Origin of the sequence: Rhizobium sp. 768_B6_N1_8, assembly GCF_051811225.1 — a bacterium.
Lineage (GTDB): Bacteria > Pseudomonadota > Alphaproteobacteria > Rhizobiales > Rhizobiaceae > Rhizobium.
Genome location: NZ_JBPWPV010000001.1, coordinates 1425670 through 1440551, shown reverse-complemented (window position 1 = coordinate 1440551; position 14882 = coordinate 1425670). Strand labels below are relative to the sequence as shown.

The 14882-nt window shown below is 58.8% G+C and carries 18 protein-coding genes; 6 read left to right on the top strand and 12 right to left on the bottom strand.

Going from position 1 to position 14882, the window contains the following annotated elements; translation table 11 throughout:
* The 3 genes from AB8B33_RS07380 to AB8B33_RS07370 form a co-directional block, all read right to left on the bottom strand.
* On the bottom strand, positions 1-507 hold the full coding sequence (locus AB8B33_RS07380) for a GNAT family N-acetyltransferase (protein ID WP_439014854.1): 507 nt from the start codon (positions 505-507) through the stop codon (positions 1-3).
* Positions 508-572: 65 nt separating this feature from the next.
* Positions 573-2078, bottom strand: coding sequence for an Asp-tRNA(Asn)/Glu-tRNA(Gln) amidotransferase subunit GatB (gene gatB / locus AB8B33_RS07375; protein ID WP_439014853.1), 1506 nt, complete (start codon positions 2076-2078; stop codon positions 573-575).
* Positions 2079-2155: 77 nt separating this feature from the next.
* Complete coding sequence (locus AB8B33_RS07370) at positions 2156-2665, bottom strand: GNAT family N-acetyltransferase (RefSeq protein WP_439014852.1); 510 nt, start codon at positions 2663-2665, stop codon at positions 2156-2158.
* Between the two features lie 322 nt (positions 2666-2987).
* On the opposite strand from AB8B33_RS07370, the gene AB8B33_RS07365 reads away from it, so the two are divergent.
* Complete coding sequence (locus AB8B33_RS07365) at positions 2988-3245, top strand: YjhX family toxin (protein WP_310383221.1); 258 nt, start codon at positions 2988-2990, stop codon at positions 3243-3245.
* 51 nt (positions 3246-3296) lie between these two features.
* On the opposite strand, the gene AB8B33_RS07360 is transcribed toward AB8B33_RS07365, so the two are convergent.
* From AB8B33_RS07360 to AB8B33_RS07335, 6 genes are all read right to left on the bottom strand, one after another.
* Entirely contained in the window at positions 3297-3572 is a 276-nt protein-coding gene (locus AB8B33_RS07360; RefSeq protein WP_007825228.1) for a hypothetical protein, read from the bottom strand.
* A gap of 72 nt (positions 3573-3644) precedes the next feature.
* Positions 3645-4784 (bottom strand): slipin family protein, encoded by a 1140-nt coding sequence (locus AB8B33_RS07355; protein WP_439017197.1) that lies wholly within the window; start codon positions 4782-4784, stop codon positions 3645-3647.
* Between the two features lie 677 nt (positions 4785-5461).
* Positions 5462-5962, bottom strand: coding sequence for a GNAT family N-acetyltransferase (locus tag AB8B33_RS07350; protein ID WP_439014851.1), 501 nt, complete (start codon positions 5960-5962; stop codon positions 5462-5464).
* Positions 5953-7434, bottom strand: coding sequence for an Asp-tRNA(Asn)/Glu-tRNA(Gln) amidotransferase subunit GatA (gene gatA, locus AB8B33_RS07345; protein WP_439014850.1), 1482 nt, complete (start codon positions 7432-7434; stop codon positions 5953-5955). Before gatA ends, AB8B33_RS07350 begins: the two co-directional genes overlap by 10 nt.
* 58 nt (positions 7435-7492) lie before the next feature.
* Positions 7493-7780, bottom strand: a complete 288-nt coding sequence (gene gatC, locus AB8B33_RS07340; protein ID WP_310383213.1) for an Asp-tRNA(Asn)/Glu-tRNA(Gln) amidotransferase subunit GatC — start codon at positions 7778-7780, stop codon at positions 7493-7495.
* A 125-nt stretch (positions 7781-7905) separates the two neighbouring features.
* Entirely contained in the window at positions 7906-8610 is a 705-nt protein-coding gene (locus AB8B33_RS07335) for a metal-dependent hydrolase (RefSeq protein WP_439014849.1), read from the bottom strand.
* 176 nt (positions 8611-8786) lie between these two features.
* On the opposite strand from AB8B33_RS07335, the gene ruvX reads away from it, so the two are divergent.
* Positions 8787-9278, top strand: a complete 492-nt coding sequence (gene ruvX, locus AB8B33_RS07330) for a Holliday junction resolvase RuvX (RefSeq protein WP_439014848.1) — start codon at positions 8787-8789, stop codon at positions 9276-9278.
* Here the strand turns inward: ruvX and AB8B33_RS07325 are convergent.
* From AB8B33_RS07325 to AB8B33_RS07315, 3 genes are all read right to left on the bottom strand, one after another.
* Positions 9218-9547, bottom strand: coding sequence for a DUF6105 family protein (locus AB8B33_RS07325; RefSeq protein ID WP_439014847.1), 330 nt, complete (start codon positions 9545-9547; stop codon positions 9218-9220). The genes ruvX and AB8B33_RS07325 overlap by 61 nt on opposite strands.
* Positions 9544-9717, bottom strand: a complete 174-nt coding sequence (locus AB8B33_RS07320; protein WP_439014846.1) for a hypothetical protein — start codon at positions 9715-9717, stop codon at positions 9544-9546. Before AB8B33_RS07320 ends, AB8B33_RS07325 begins: the two co-directional genes overlap by 4 nt.
* A 120-nt stretch (positions 9718-9837) precedes the next feature.
* Positions 9838-10497: a TetR/AcrR family transcriptional regulator gene (locus tag AB8B33_RS07315; RefSeq protein ID WP_113322414.1), complete on the bottom strand. Its 660-nt coding sequence runs from the start codon at positions 10495-10497 to the stop codon at positions 9838-9840.
* 248 nt (positions 10498-10745) lie between these two features.
* On the opposite strand from AB8B33_RS07315, the gene map reads away from it, so the two are divergent.
* The 4 genes from map to sthA all read left to right on the top strand — a co-directional run bounded on the left by map (position 10746) and on the right by sthA (position 14573).
* Positions 10746-11582 (top strand): type I methionyl aminopeptidase, encoded by an 837-nt coding sequence (map, locus tag AB8B33_RS07310; RefSeq protein ID WP_113322415.1) that lies wholly within the window; start codon positions 10746-10748, stop codon positions 11580-11582.
* Between the two features lie 8 nt (positions 11583-11590).
* A complete protein-coding gene (gene radC / locus AB8B33_RS07305; RefSeq protein WP_439014845.1) occupies positions 11591-12406 on the top strand; it encodes a RadC family protein in 816 nt (271 codons plus the stop codon).
* 72 nt (positions 12407-12478) lie between these two features.
* A complete protein-coding gene (locus AB8B33_RS07300) occupies positions 12479-13069 on the top strand; it encodes a dual specificity protein phosphatase family protein (protein WP_439014844.1) in 591 nt (196 codons plus the stop codon).
* A 97-nt stretch (positions 13070-13166) separates the two neighbouring features.
* The gene (sthA, locus tag AB8B33_RS07295) at positions 13167-14573 is read left to right on the top strand and encodes a Si-specific NAD(P)(+) transhydrogenase (RefSeq protein ID WP_439014843.1); all 1407 of its coding nucleotides are present in this window, start codon (positions 13167-13169) and stop codon (positions 14571-14573) included.
* The last annotated feature ends 309 nt before the right edge of the window (positions 14574-14882 follow it).

Sequence of the window (14882 nt, the reverse complement as noted above, 5' to 3'; positions counted from 1 at the left end):
TCAGTGGAGCTCGAGCGCTTTCTCGAAAACCAGCGTCGGAACGCCGGACTGGCCGGGGCCACTGTTCTCATTGCGTCCGGCTTCGACGAAACCGAGCCGGGTGTAGAAATAGATGGCTTCGTGGTTCTGAACCTCGACTTCCAGCCGCATGATTTCCGCATCCGGAAAACAGGTCTCAAGCTCCGCGAAGATATCGCGGCCGATGCCCTGGCGCTGCAGATCCGGCTTTACATAGAGGAGATGCAGCATGACAGTCTTCGTCATCTCGGATGACATGGCCGCATAGCCCATGCCGCCAATATTCCGACCGTCATCGGCAACGAGGAATTCGGCATTCTTCTTCGTCAGCCGCGCCTTCAGCGCAGCCGGCGAAAAGAGATGAGCGATCAGTTCTTTGACCTTCGCAACGCCATGGCTTGCATCATAGGCCGCATGGAAACTCTCGACCAGCAGGGCGCGGACATTCTCCAGATCGCGCTCGCCAGCCGTTCGGACGAAATAAACCAAGACCTTCTCCTCACGGTATCGGTCTTCCGAACACCGCTCCACGCTGTTTGGCCGAGGCCGTTGGCTTATTCTTCCTCGATGCTGAGCTTGGCCTTGACGAGGGCCTGAACAGCCTGCGGATTGGCTTTGCCGCCGGTCGCCTTCATGACCTGACCGACAAACCAGCCGGCAAGCGTCGGCTTTGCCTTGACCTTGGCGACCTGGTCCGGATTGGCGGCGATGATCTCATCGACAGCCTTCTCGATCGCGCCGGTATCCGTCACCTGCTTCAGGCCGCGGCTTTCGACGATCTCGGCGGGATCGCCGCCTTCGTTGAGGATGATCTCGAAAACATCCTTGGCGATCTTGCCGGAGATGGTCTCGGCCTTGATGAGGTCGATGATGGCGCCGAGCTGAGCCGGGGAAACCGGCGTTTCCTCGATATCCTTGCCGGTGCGGTTGAGCGCGCCGAGCAGATCGTTGATGACCCAATTGGCGGCGGCCTTGCCGTCACGACCTTCGGCAACGGCTTCGAAATAATCGGCGATCGCCTTTTCCGAGACGAGCACGGAGGCATCGTAGATAGAGAGACCGAGCTCGCGGACGAAACGCTCTTTCTTGTCGTCGGGCAGTTCCGGCAGATACCGAGCAAGATCACGGACAAAGGCGTCGTCGAATTCGAGCGGCAGCAGATCCGGATCGGGGAAATAGCGATAGTCATGCGCATCTTCCTTGGTGCGCATGGACCGCGTCTCGCCCTTGTTCGGGTCGAAGAGACGGGTTTCCTGATCGATGGTGCCGCCATCCTCCAGGATACCGATCTGGCGGCGGGCTTCGTATTCGATCGCCTGGCCGATGAAGCGGATGGAGTTGACGTTCTTGATTTCGCAACGCGTGCCGAAGGGCTCGCCCGGTCGGCGCACGGAGACGTTGACGTCGGCGCGCATGGAGCCTTCGTCCATGTTGCCGTCGCAGGTGCCGAGGTAGCGCACGATGGAGCGCAGCTTCGTCATATAGGCCTTGGCCTCGTCAGAGGTGCGCATATCCGGCTTGGAGACGATTTCCATCAGCGCAACGCCGGAACGGTTCAGGTCCACATAGGACATGGTCGGATGCTGGTCGTGCATCGACTTGCCGGCGTCCTGTTCCAGGTGCAGGCGTTCGATGCCGATCTCGATGTCCTCAAACTGGCCCTGGCGATCCGGGCCGAGCGAGATGACGATCTTGCCTTCGCCGACGATCGGGTCCTTGTACTGCGAGATCTGATAGCCCTGCGGCAGGTCCGGATAGAAATAGTTCTTGCGGTCGAAGACCGAACGCTTGTTGATCTCGGCCTTCAGGCCGAGACCAGTGCGCACCGCCTGCTTGACGCATTCCTCGTTGATGACGGGCAGCATGCCGGGCATGGCCGCATCGACGAGCGAGACGTTCGAATTCTGCGGCTTGCCGAACTCCGTCGAAGCGCCGGAGAAAAGCTTGGAATTGGAAAGCACCTGGGCATGGACTTCCAAGCCGATGATGACTTCCCAATCGCCGGTGGCGCCGGGGATATAACGTTTCGGATCAGGCGTGCGAACGTCGACAATGGTCATGAGATGCTCTTCGAAGGCTGTTCTTTTCAACAGGTGAGGTAAAGGAAATGGCCTGCCGGTGCAAGGCTTTCGGCAGCCTAGAAACCCGGGCCGTAGCCTTCCGGCTCCTGCGGGCCGAGATGCTTGCTGAGACCGACTGATGGCACGTCGCGGTCGAGCTTCGGATTATAAGCGACCGAAAGCCAGTGGATCGTGTAGCCGTGCTTCTGGAAGAAGGAGATCGCCTCCGTATTTCCAGAATGGGTCTGCATCGCCGCCTCCTCGAAGCCCTGCTCGAAAATATCAGACTCGATATGCTCCAGAAGCGCGGTGCCGAGGCCCTGACGATTGAAGCTCGGATCGATCCAGAAGTCAGAGATGGTCTCGTCCAGTCCTTCGCGCGCGGCCCAGCCGGCAACCTGCCCGTTCTGTTCGACGACAGTGATGGTGAGCCAGTTATTATCCACGAACGTTCGGAAGGCGGTGCGGGCTCCATCCGTCATGGCGTCCGATTCGCCGATCAATGCCATCGCTCTTTGCCAGGCTCGCAAGCCGATTTCGCTCAAGAGCGCCGTGTCGCCTTCGCGGGCATTGCGAATGTGGATCAATGGCACCTCCGCGTTACTACAGAGTAGTAGACCATTGAGTCGGGCAATTTTCCAGTCCCTGCAATGAGATGAAGAAGCGAAAGCAATATTATCGGCGGCTTTTTTGTTCCGCTGCGGCTGATTGACCGGATTGTGGTTGCTGATAAAAAGCCCGTCAGAGGTGTTTTATGTCTAACCTGCCTGAGACCCGGTAAAGGCCCTGCCCGCAAGCACAGCCTCGCGCGCATGGGCCCTAAAAACGAAGCCGCGGCGTATCGGCTAAACCCGAACGCCAGATCGTTTTCGTGCGCCTTCCTGAAGGCGCGTTTCCGGATCAACAGCAATGGACATCTCGCGCGCAGAACAGCGCATCCTGCACCTTATGGCCCAGGGCGGCCGTATCGAAATCACCCGAGACGACAATAAAAAGATCGAAACGGTAAGTTGCTTCACCCGCGACGGCTGGGTCTATCCCGGCTTCGGCATGGAGCTTTTCCGCAAGCTGAAACGGCTGAAGGCAATCAAATCTTCCGCCGGCCAGCCCTATCGGATCACCGAAAGAGGACTGAAGCTCGTCAGATCGCAGCTCGATAACAGATAGGTCTGACAAAGCCTGGCCGCGCGGCGCCGTCGTCGTGCGGCCAGGAACGTTTCAGAGCTTTTCAGAAAGCTCCGGGCGCATCGCCGCCCATTCTTCGGCAATCGTGCCTGCTCCAATCGTCTTGCCGGCGCGGCGATACCAATAACCGGCGTTCCAATCGTCGCCTTCGACGCGGTGGCAAAGGGCATGGCCCCAGTCGAAAACCTGTTCACCCTCGTGGTTCTGGCAGATTTCGTGAACCGCCTCCCACTCTGCGCCCAATTTAAAGCCACTGGCGGCGAGGCGATCAAAGGCCCCGATCAACCGCGCAAGATCCTGTTTCGGCATGAGGCCCTCCTCGCAAAGACCTCCCTCTATAACAGGCGCCGCCTCGAAATCCGAGACGGCGCCTGCCTTTCTTCAATCACGGAGATTGATGATGTCGTTCATCAATCCGCCCGTGCCGTTGTGGATGGTCAGGTGACCAACCTTGCCGGCAATGGTTTCAAGAGCCTCAAGCTCCTTCAGGCGCAGCATGACCGGGTTTTCGGCCATGACCTTCGCCGTGTTGAGGAGCGAACGCGTGGCGTTCGTTTCCTCACGGCGGCGAATGACGTTCGCTTCGGCCTGCTTCTCAGCAGCAACGACCTGGTTGAGGATCTCGCGCATCTCGCCCGGCAGGATCACATCCTTGAGTTCGATGCCGGAGACCTCGATCCCAATCGTCGCCATGTCCTCGCGGACCTTCTCGGCGGCCTCCGCATTGATCGTCACCTTACGCTCGAGAATCTGATCCAGTGTCAGGCTGCCAAGCGTGCGGCGGAAGACGAACTGAAGCGCGCGGTAGAGCGCATCCGAAAAGTCCTTCACCACAGTCACCGCCTTGACCGGGTCTACGACACGGTATTCGGCAGAGATGTTAATACGGATCGTCACGCGGTCACGGGTCAGGAGTTCCTGGCCAGCAACATCGAGCGTCTGCCACTTCAGATCGATCACCTTCACCTGGAAAGCCTTGCCGACATTCCAGAAAGCGTGAACGCCTGCGGAAAGCATTCCGGACTGCACACCGTCGACGAAAAGCAGGCCGACCTGCCCTTCATTGACCAGATGCACGCTCACTGCCTCAACCTTTCGGGCCTGCAGAATGCGGCGCCTGAGCTCTGGATCGACCGTCAGATTTTCAGAAACACCGATCCTCTTTTCTGTCCAGGGTCCAGCGTCCTTCCAGACTGCCAGCTTCTGGTTCGGCAGCATCACTGCGAAGATCGCGCCATCCCGTTCGATTACCGCCACCTCGAAGGCAGCGGTACGGAAAACGGTCAGATTCTGCTTGGCGACATCGGGGAGCTTGTCGAACAGAGCCTTCTCATAGGCCGAAACGAATACCGGGTTGTTCAGGTCGTGACGGACAATCTCCAGACTATTGCGTGTGTTCGGCAGCCAATGCAGACCCGATCCGAATACACCGATAATCTGGCCCTTGTTCAGGGCGATCACACGTTCGTTTTCCTTCACAAGGACGCGCCTGCGTCCCAAAATCATCGAGAGAAGTTCTATCATGTTCGTTACTCCTTCGGTTCGCTAAGTCATCGACCGAATTTTCCTTGTGTTTGTGTTTCAATCATTCAGTTCAGGCATTCACACCCGGTATTGATCCGGGAACCGGTGACAGGCTGCGTTTGCGGAAGAACAGGAGAGGATGTCGCGGCAAACAGACGGGCCTTGGAACGCGCTCCTCGGCAGACCGGCTTGCGGCTTGATCGTCACTGTCACTCTGGCTTGCGCCCCTGGTTCTGGAATGGGCCGAGACCTTTCGGCCTCTTTCCGCTCCTCGACATTCCGGTCCCCGAACCGTCAATTTCAGCTTCTCTGGTGCCGCGAACCAGCGCTTGGAGAAGGATTCGAACCTTCGACATTCAGGTTACAAGCCTGACGCTCTACCTACTGAGCCATCCAATGGTGCGGAATGGGACTCGAACCCGCGACCTCCGGATGATAATCCGGCGCTCTTCCTCTGAGCTATATCCGCTTCCGACCTCCGATGCGGCATCCGTATACAGCGCGGCAAAGCCGACTGCACGGGAGGAGGTTTTGAACTCCATCCGTTGACGTCCACACCGGCTGACGACCGGGAGGCGGTGTTTAGGGTATTTCGTGGTGTTATGGCAATGGGAAAAATGAAACGCTAAGTTGCGATCGACTGTGCGTTGCGCAAATGCAACAGGCTCTCGGGGCTAATCTTGAGCCAGCTGCTTCTGCAAATGCACCTTTTCGAGCGGAACACCCATGCTCTTGGAAAACTCGATCCCGTGCCAGATGATGGCGAAGCCGCAGCGTTTGTAAAGCCGGATCGCGCCGTTGTTTTTGGCGTGTGTATCGAGCCGCGCCGTGTCCAAACCTTCGCTTTTCATCAATTCGCAGAGGTGGAGCAGAAGAGCCTTACCGATGCCTTTGCCCTGATGAGCGGGATGCACCCACAGATCGGAAATATAGTTCGGGGCATTTTCGCGTGCGCCCCAGCCGACGATTTCGCCATTCAACTCGGCAACAACGATTTCGGCTGCCGTCGTATTGGCGAAGGTCGCGAATTCCTGCCGCACGCGCTCGATAATGTCCGAATCGCGGTAACTGTCTTCGTAGGGATCGCTTGCTGCCCATGCGGCAAAACCGACAACGCCGACCGTTTGAAGGTCGGCGTCTTTGATTTTTCGGATCGTGAGGTCCGTTACCACCACTTGGCTGGCGTGAACTTGCCGGCGGCCTGCTCGATGACATGGGCGGTTTTGAAGAGGGTTTCCTCGTCGAAGGCCTTGCCGATGAGCTGCAGGCCGAGCGGCAGGCCTTTGTGGTCGAGGCCGGCGGGAACGGCGATGCCCGGCAAGCCGGCCATGTTGACCGTCACCGTGAAGATGTCGTTCAGGTACATCTTGACCGGATCGGCGGCGAGGTTCTCGTCTGCAACGCCGAAGGCGGACGACGGGGTGGCCGGCGTCAGGATGGCGTCGACGCCGGCATCGAAGGCCAGTTCGAAGTCGCGCTTGATGAGCGTGCGGACCTTCTGAGCTCGCAGGTAGTAGGCATCGTAGTAGCCGGCCGACAGCACATAGGTGCCGATCATGATGCGGCGCTTGACCTCCTGGCCGAAGCCGGCAGCGCGCGTCTTTTCGTACATATCGACGATATCCTTGCCGTCGACGCGCAGGCCGTAGCGTACGCCATCATAACGGGCGAGGTTCGAAGAGGCTTCAGCGGGTGCCACGATGTAATAGGCCGGCAGGGCGTATTTGGTATGGGGCAGCGAGATGTTGACGATCTGCGCACCTGCATCCTTCAGCCAGGCGATGCCCTGCTGCCAGATGGCTTCGATCTCGTCGGGCATGCCATCGACGCGATATTCGTTCGGAATGCCGATCTTCATGCCCTTCAGCGACTGGCCGATGGCGGCTTCGTAGTCCGGCACCGGCAGGTCGACGGAAGTGGTGTCCTTGGCATCGACGCTTGCCATCGACTTCAGCAGGATCGCAGCATCGCGGACGTCGCGGGCGATCGGGCCGGCCTGATCGAGCGAAGAGGCAAAGGCAACCGTGCCCCAACGCGAGCAGCGACCGTAGGTCGGCTTGATGCCAACCGTGCCGGTGAAGGCTGCAGGCTGGCGGATCGAGCCGCCGGTGTCGGTTGCGGTAGCACCAGCGCAGAGATGCGCGGCAACGGCTGAAGCCGAACCGCCAGACGAGCCGCCCGGAACGAGTTGCTGGTTGGAGCCTGCGGCGCGCCAGGGATTGATGACTGCGCCATAATGCGAAGTCTCATTGGAAGAGCCCATCGCGAATTCGTCCATATTGAGCTTGCCCAGCATGACGGCGCCGTCATCCCAGAGGTTCTGGGTTACGGTCGATTCATAACGCGGCTCGAAACCATCGAGAATATGGCTGCAGGCCTGCGTGTGCACGCCGACGGTAGCGAAGAGGTCCTTGATGCCTAGCGGAATGCCTTCGAGATCGCCGGCCTTGCCGGAGGCGATGCGCTCGTCGGAATTCTTCGCCATAACACGGGCGAGATCCGGCGTGACCTTGATATAGGCATTGAGCTGGCCATTGGCCGCATCGATCGCCGAGATATAGGCCTCGGTCAGTTCGGTCGCGGTGATTTCCTTGGCGCGCAGCTTCTGGCGGGCTTCGGCAATGGTCAGGCTGGTGAGTTCGCTCATCGTGTTTTCGCTTCAGATCTGGAAATGGCAACAGGGTCGGAAAGAGGCGGCCAAGGCCTTATTCGACGACTTTCGGCACCAGGAAGAAATTGTGGTCGGTGATCGGCGCATTGGCAACGATATCGGCGGCCTTATTGCCGTCATTGACGACATCGGTGCGCTTCTTCATGTCCATCGGCGTCACCGAGGTCATGGCCTCGACGCCCTCGACATTCACTTCGGAAAGCTGCTCGACGAAGCCGAGGATACCATTCAATTCGCCGACCATGCGATTTGCCTCTTCTTCCGAGACGGCAATACGGGCAAGGCGCGCAACGCGCTTAACGGTGGCGAGATCGACGGACATGGCATTCTCCGGATAGGAATTTTCCTATCGCTATAAAGACCATGTCCGTCCTGTGCAACGGGTTTGCCTTTTCGGCAATGCAGAATTCCTGGCCCCAAACCCACCAGGATTTGGGGGCTTGTGCATCAGAGCGACAGGCTTTCGCCAGGCTTCGGCGCCTTCACTTGCGTCTTCGACGCTTCCATACCAGCAATGAATTTTTCCGGCGTCTGGTCGATGATCGGGAAGGTGCCGTAGTGGCAGGGAATGGCTGTCTTGAAATTGAAGTAGCGCTGGCAGGCGAGAGCCGCCACCGCACCACCCATGGTGAAACGGTCGCCGATCGGCACGATGCCGATATCCGGCTGATGCAGCTCGTTGATCAGCGCCATGTCGGAGAAGATATCCGTGTCGCCCATGTGGAAGAGGCTTGGCTCGTCGTCGAAATGCAGCATGAGGCCGTTCGCGCTACCGAGCGAATGGGAAACGCCGTCTTCAGTGGTCTGTGCGGAAGAATGCAGCGCATTGGTGAAGGTAGCGGTGAAGCTGCCGAGCGGGACGGTGCCGCCGGTATTGCCCATTTCGAGTTTATCGACCCCCTTGGTTCCGAGCCAGGAGGCAAGATCGGCATTGGCGAGAACGACGGCGCCGGTTTCCTTGGCGATCTCCACGGTATCGCCGACATGGTCGCCATGGCCGTGGGTCAGCAGGATATGGGTGGTGCCGCTGGTCACTTCCTTGATATCCTGGCCGACGAAGGACGAATTATAGGTCAGGAAGGGATCGATCAGGATTTTGGCGGCTTTCGTCTCTATCCGGAAAGCAGAATGGCCGAGCCAGGTGATCTTCATGAAAAGTCTCCTTTATTACATGATGCAAAAGCGATTTCCGGGCCAGAACGGTCTAAAGCAATTCCGGTCGGAAAACCGTTTCGCACTTTTTCTGGAATTGCTCTAAGGACATAGCCGATATGGCCGCAAAGAAAAGCGGTGGGAACTTCAATTTCTTTTGAGAGGATGACACGGCAATGACGGTGCTTACGATCGAGGAACTGGCCGGAACGCTCGGTCCTGGACAGGCAATCGCCGGCCTCGATCTCGGCACCAAGACGATCGGTCTTGCCATGTCCGATCTCGGACGCCGCTTTGCGACGCCGCGCCCGGTCCTCAAGCGTGAGAAATTTACCAACGACGCCGAGACGCTGCTGAGCTTCGCAGCAAAGGAGAAGGTCGCGGCCTTCGTCATCGGCCTGCCGATGAATATGGATGGATCCGCAGGACCGCGCGTGCAGGCGACGCGGGCTTTCGTGCGCAACATGGAGCAAAAGACCGCCATTCCCTTCATTTATTGGGATGAGCGGCTATCGACGGTGGCTGCCGAACGTGCCCTGCTGGAAATGGATGTTTCGCGGGCAAAACGCGCCGAACGGATCGATTCGGCTGCGGCAAGCTTCATCCTTCAGGGAGCGCTCGACAGGCTTTCCTTGCTGGCGAGATCTGCCGACGGCACGGAAGCGTGACGCGCCTTCCACCAGGTGGCGATCTGGCGGCGCTTGCGGAAGCCCATGATGGCGAAGACGACGAGGCTGTCGACGGCAATCGCGCGGGCGACGAGCGGCGGGATTTCCTGCGGCGGCAGGCCGAGCGCCTTGCCGTAAATCTGGAAGGTCAGGTCATGGACCTGCCGCGTCAGCATGAAGATGCCGAAGTTCAGATCGTAATAAGAAAGCCAGTACCATCCCGCCAGGAAGACGATCGGACCGGCCCAGAAGATCAGAAACCACTTCATGCGGCCTCTCCTTCGTGCTTGTGTAGGACCGGCATATCAAGGGAAACGAGCCAGACCGACGATGCCATGATGCAGAGTACGAGCGTGGGCACGGCGATATCCAGCGCCAGCACGGCGAAAAACATCATCGCCGCGACAAGCAACGCGGTTCTGGCTGCTCTGGTTCCCATCACTGAACTCGGGTCCACAATTGTTACATTTCTAATGTGGGCCACACTGGCGAGTTAACCAGCGTCACGCAACGTAAACCAATTGTTAAGGTTAATGGCCGGGCGGAGGCTGTGGATTGTTCAGCCGTAGACGCCGCGCACCAGCCGTTTCAACGCGGTGGCCGCCTTCTCCCAGTCCTTGCCGTTCTTCAAAACCAGACCCGCGCACTGACCGCCGGCGGCCGCCGACAGCACAAGATGCTGGATCGAGGCAAAGATCAGCGCATTGACGGCTGCCGGATCGATGCCCTTCGGCGGCGTCAGCGAGCCGCGCATGCGATCCAGCCACAGTCCGAGCGCTTTTGAGCGCGCCTCGGAGAGACGCCTCACTTGCTCGGTATTTTCCGAGATCTCCCAGGCGACGATGCGGCGCATTAGGGGATCGTCGCGCAGCGCTTCCAGGAAAAGCAGCGACAGCCGCTCCATGAGATCGCCATAGGTCAAGAGGAACATGCCGCCGGTATCTTCGGGGATGCGGTCCTTGACCCAGTTGCCGAGATCGGCGCCGATCGCCTCGACGAGGCCGTCGAGACCACCGTAATAGCGGTAGATGAGCTGCTTATCGCAGCCGGCGCGGCGGGCGACGGCATTGATGCCGAAATTCTGGAAACCCTCTTCCGCCAGCAGGTTCTTGGCGGCTTTCAGGATAGCGCGTTCCGTAGCGCTTCTGTCGCGGATACGCTTTTCAGGCTCATTGGCACCCGTCTGTTCGAGCGCGGCCATGGCAGTTTCATTCAGCATTCGGTCAACCCCGGTCTGTCACCAATCGGTGAGTAACAGTGGAATTTTCCGTTCACAATCCTATCTTATTGAGAAGACTGTGGATATTGATGGTCCGCAGCTCTGCTGACGCTGGTGGGCGGCCCGGCGGCATTTTTTCACCCGGTACAACGCGCCCGAGAAATCTTGCCCATGCGGTTGATCGCGATGGACGAACCCGGCATAGCTGCATTATGAAAAGAGACGACAATTTCTGCTAAGGCCTTGCAATGGTGAATTATATCGAAGCCTCCTCCGCGCCGCCGAAGAATACCGGCGCCATCAGGCTTTATGGCCCTGAAGCATTCGAGGGAATGCGCAATGCGTGCCAGATGACCGCGCGCTGCCTCGATGCGCTTGCCGATATCGTCAAGCCGGGTCTCGCAACCAATGAAATCGACCGCTTCGTTTTCGAATTCGGCATGGATAACGGCGCCTATCCGGCGACCCTGAACTATCGCGGCTATACCAAGTCCACCTGCACTTCGATCAATCATGTGGTCTGCCACGGCATTCCCGATGACAAGCCGCTGCGCGAGGGCGATATCGTCAATATCGACGTGACCTTCGTCGTCGACGGTTGGCATGGGGATTCGAGCCGCATGTATCCGGTCGGCCAGGTCAAGCGCGCAGCCGAACGTCTGCTGGAAGTGACCTATGAGTCGCTGATGCGCGGCATTGCCGCCGTTCATCCCGGCGCGCGCACCGGCGCGATCGGCGAAGCGATCCAGACCTATGCCGAAGCGGAGCGCTGCTCCGTCGTGCGCGATTTCTGCGGCCATGGTGTCGGCCGTCTCTTCCACGATTCGCCGAACATCCTGCATTACGGCCGCGCCAATGAAGGGCCGGAACTGCGTGAGGGCATGATCTTCACCATCGAGCCGATGATCAATCTCGGACGCCCGCATGTGAAGGTGCTGGCGGACGGCTGGACCGCCGTGACGCGCGACCGGTCGCTATCAGCGCAGTACGAACATACGGTCGGCGTGACCGCCAATGGCTGCGAGATCTTCACGCTGTCGCCCGCCGGTCTCGACCGGCCAGGCCTGCCGCCGCTCAACGGGTAACACTCGCCATGGCGAAAGGTCCCGTTCCGCAGGTTGGCAACGACGAACTGCCTTTCGACATGGACGAGGATATCGCTATGGACGAACGGGCGTTTTTCGGACAGCCGTCAAAGGCGGCAGCTTCCGCCAAAAAAGCCGCCCTGCCCGCCAAGGAAGAGCATTATCACGGCCATCGCGAGAGGCTGCGCAATCGCTTCCGCGACCATGGCGATACGGTGCTTGCCGATTATGAAATCCTCGAACTTCTGCTTTTCCGGCTGATCCCGCGCCGCGACACCAAGCCGATTGCCAAGGCACTGATCGATCGCTTCGGGTCGCTTGCCGGCGTCTTCGGCGCACCGGCAGCGCTGCTGCAGGAGGTCAAGGGCGTCGGAGAGGCGGTGGCGCTCGATCTGAAGCTGATATCCACCATTAGCCATCGCACGTTGAAGAGCGAGCTCAAGGGCAAGCAGGTGCTTTCCTCGTGGTCGTCGGTCATCCAGTATTGTCATGCGGCCATGGCGCATGAGACGCGCGAGCAGTTCCGCATTCTTTTCCTCGACAAACGCAACGCGCTGATCGCCGACGAGGTGCAGGGGCGCGGAACCGTGGACCACACACCCGTGTATCCGCGCGAGGTGGTCAGGCGGGCGCTCGAGCTTTCGGCAACGGCGCTTATTCTCGTCCACAACCATCCCTCGGGCGACCCTACACCATCGCGCGCCGATATCGACATGACGAAGATGATCATCGATGCTGCAAAGCCGCTCGGTATTGCCATCCACGATCACATCATCATCGGCAAAGACGGACAAGCAAGCCTCAAGGGCCTGCGCTTGATATAAGACTGCGGCTAAGGCATGAAAAAGCCATCTTGGCGTTCTCCAAGCTGAATGACTGACAACAGGATGGGAATTATGGGCATTTCTCCTGGTCGCTTGTACGCGCCGCCGAGCCTTCGATCGCTGATACGACTGACACTTCTGCTGCTCGTCGTAACCGGTCTCTATCTCGGATACCTGCAGGTTTCGACCAATGTTCATGCGGTGGTCGATGGCCAGGTCTACCGCTCCGCCCAGCCTTCGCCCGCGAAGCTTGGCGAACTCGTCAAGGAGTACGGCATCAAATCCGTACTGAATCTCCGCGGCGATAGCAGCGGCGAGGCCTGGTACGACAACGAGGTCGCCGCAGCAAAGGGCCTCAATGTCCAGCATATCGATTTCCGTATGTCGGCGACGAAAGAACTCTCCATCGAGGAAGGGCGCCAGCTGATGGCGATCATGGCCGCCGCGCCCAAGCCGCTGCTCATCCACTGCAAGGCCGGCGCCGACCGTACGGGACTGGCTTCAGCCATCTACGTCGCCGGCGTTGCCAAGGAAGGAGAGATCGCGGCGGAGTCGCAGATCTCGCTGACATACGGCCATCTATCGCTTTTCTTTATCGGCGCCTACGCGATGGACCGCACATTCGAGCGGCTTGAGCCAATGTTCGGCTTTTTGAACTCCTAAACTGCGCCGGAATACAAACTGTAACATTGACCGGCTACCGATGAACGCGCGACATTTCGCGTCGCAATATGATTCCAATTCCAGTTCGGGGCTAAAGATGTTCCAGTACGATCTCGTGGTAGTCGGCAGCGGTCCGGCAGGGCGCCGCGGCGCAATCCAGGCTGCAAAACTCGGCAAGAAAGTGCTGGTCATCGAGCAGGGAAAACGTGTCGGCGGTGTGTCCGTCCATACCGGCACGATCCCTTCCAAGACGTTGCGCGAAACCGCACTCAATCTTTCCGGCTGGCGCGAGCGCGGTTTTTACGGCCGCAGCTACCGCGTCAAGCAGGAGATCAGCGCTGAAGACCTGCGCCGTCGCCTGCTGATCACGCTGGATCATGAAGTGGAAGTGCTCGAACATCAGTTCGCCCGCAACCGCGTCCAGCATATCCGCGGCAAGGCAAGCTTCGTCGATACCAATACCCTGCAGATCATCAAGGACGACGGCGACACAATGACGGTGACTGGCGCCAGCATCCTGCTCGCCGTCGGCACCAAGCCGTTTCGGCCTGACTACATGCCCTTCGACAACAAGACCGTGCTCGATAGCGACGAACTGCTCGATATCGAGGAGCTGCCACGCAGCATGGTCGTCATCGGCGCCGGCGTCATCGGCATCGAATATGCAACGATCTTTTCGGCGCTGGATACGGTCGTGACCGTCATCGATCCAAAGTCGACCATGCTCGACTTCATCGACAAGGAAATCATCGAGGATTTCACCTATCAGCTGCGCGACCGCAATATGAAGCTGCTGCTCGGCACGAAGGCCGAGAAGGTCGAGCGACTTGAGACAGGCAAGGTGCAGCTGACACTCGACAGCGGCCGGCATCTCGTGACCGACATGGTGCTTTTCGCCGCCGGGCGCATGGGCGCCACCGATACGCTCAACCTGGATGCCATCGGTCTTGAGGCGGACAGCCGCGGACGCCTGAAGGTCAATCCCGAGACGTTCCAGACGTCCGTGCCTAATATCTACGCCGCCGGCGACGTTGTCGGCTTCCCGAGCCTTGCCTCGACCTCAATGGAACAGGGCCGCATTGCTGCGCGCGTCGCAATCGGCGCCGTTGCGAAGGAACCGCAGAAATATTTCCCCTATGGCATCTATGCCGTGCCTGAAATCTCCACCTGCGGCCTGACCGAAGAGGAAATGAAGGAGCGTGGCATTCCCTATGAGTGCGGTATTGCCCGTTTCCGGGAGACATCGCGCGGCCACATCATGGGCCTCGATACAGGGCTTCTGAAGCTCATCTTCTCGTTAAAGACGCGCCGCCTGCTGGGCGTACACATCGTCGGCGAAGGTGCTACCGAGCTCGTGCATATCGGCCAGGCTGTGCTCAACCTGAAGGGTACTGTTGAATATTTCGTCGAAAATACCTTCAACTACCCGACGCTTGCAGAAGCCTATAAAATCGCCGGCCTCGATGCGTGGAACCGCATGGGCGACATAAAATCTGAACTTTGAAGAAGCGAGGGAACGCCCTCGCCTTTCCAGGCTAGAGCACGTAAGCCACTGATCCTCAATTCTTATTTTACTACTGCGCGCCTCATTGCACGCTGTTGGTGGCTGCCTGTGGTCTGCGGCAACTGCCTATATCCTATGTCAAAAGATATTGGTAAGGTCAGGTGTTCGTGCCTTGCATTGTTCTATTGCGTTTTGCCTATCGCCTTCCCAAGTATGGGGCGCGCCTTTCGACAGCCTGAAATCCGTGTCTTAGACCGGCCTGCAGTACCACCAAGTCCAGCTATGCAGACCACAACGAAAGATAGTTAT

Bases quoted from the DNA above. Each gene is read 5' to 3' on its own strand.
- gatA (WP_439014850.1), bottom strand. From the start codon at position 7,434: ATGAGCGAACTCACCAGCCTGACCATTGCCGAAGCCCGCCAGAAGCTG.
- gatC (WP_310383213.1), bottom strand. From the start codon at position 7,780: ATGTCCGTCGATCTCGCCACCGTTAAGCGCGTTGCGCGCCTTGCCCGT.
- AB8B33_RS07335 (WP_439014849.1), bottom strand. From the start codon at position 8,610: ATGAAGATCACCTGGCTCGGCCATTCTGCTTTCCGGATAGAGACGAAA.
- map (WP_113322415.1), top strand. From the start codon at position 10,746: ATGGTGAATTATATCGAAGCCTCCTCCGCGCCGCCGAAGAATACCGGC.
- sthA (WP_439014843.1), top strand. From the start codon at position 13,167: ATGTTCCAGTACGATCTCGTGGTAGTCGGCAGCGGTCCGGCAGGGCGC.
- AB8B33_RS07365 (WP_310383221.1), top strand. From the start codon at position 2,988: ATGGACATCTCGCGCGCAGAACAGCGCATCCTGCACCTTATGGCCCAG.
- gatB (WP_439014853.1), bottom strand. From the start codon at position 2,078: ATGACCATTGTCGACGTTCGCACGCCTGATCCGAAACGTTATATCCCC.
- AB8B33_RS07320 (WP_439014846.1), bottom strand. From the start codon at position 9,717: ATGGGAACCAGAGCAGCCAGAACCGCGTTGCTTGTCGCGGCGATGATG.
- AB8B33_RS07360 (WP_007825228.1), bottom strand. From the start codon at position 3,572: ATGCCGAAACAGGATCTTGCGCGGTTGATCGGGGCCTTTGATCGCCTC.
- radC (WP_439014845.1), top strand. From the start codon at position 11,591: ATGGCGAAAGGTCCCGTTCCGCAGGTTGGCAACGACGAACTGCCTTTC.
- AB8B33_RS07315 (WP_113322414.1), bottom strand. From the start codon at position 10,497: ATGCTGAATGAAACTGCCATGGCCGCGCTCGAACAGACGGGTGCCAAT.
- ruvX (WP_439014848.1), top strand. From the start codon at position 8,787: ATGACGGTGCTTACGATCGAGGAACTGGCCGGAACGCTCGGTCCTGGA.
- AB8B33_RS07325 (WP_439014847.1), bottom strand. From the start codon at position 9,547: ATGAAGTGGTTTCTGATCTTCTGGGCCGGTCCGATCGTCTTCCTGGCG.
- AB8B33_RS07300 (WP_439014844.1), top strand. From the start codon at position 12,479: ATGGGCATTTCTCCTGGTCGCTTGTACGCGCCGCCGAGCCTTCGATCG.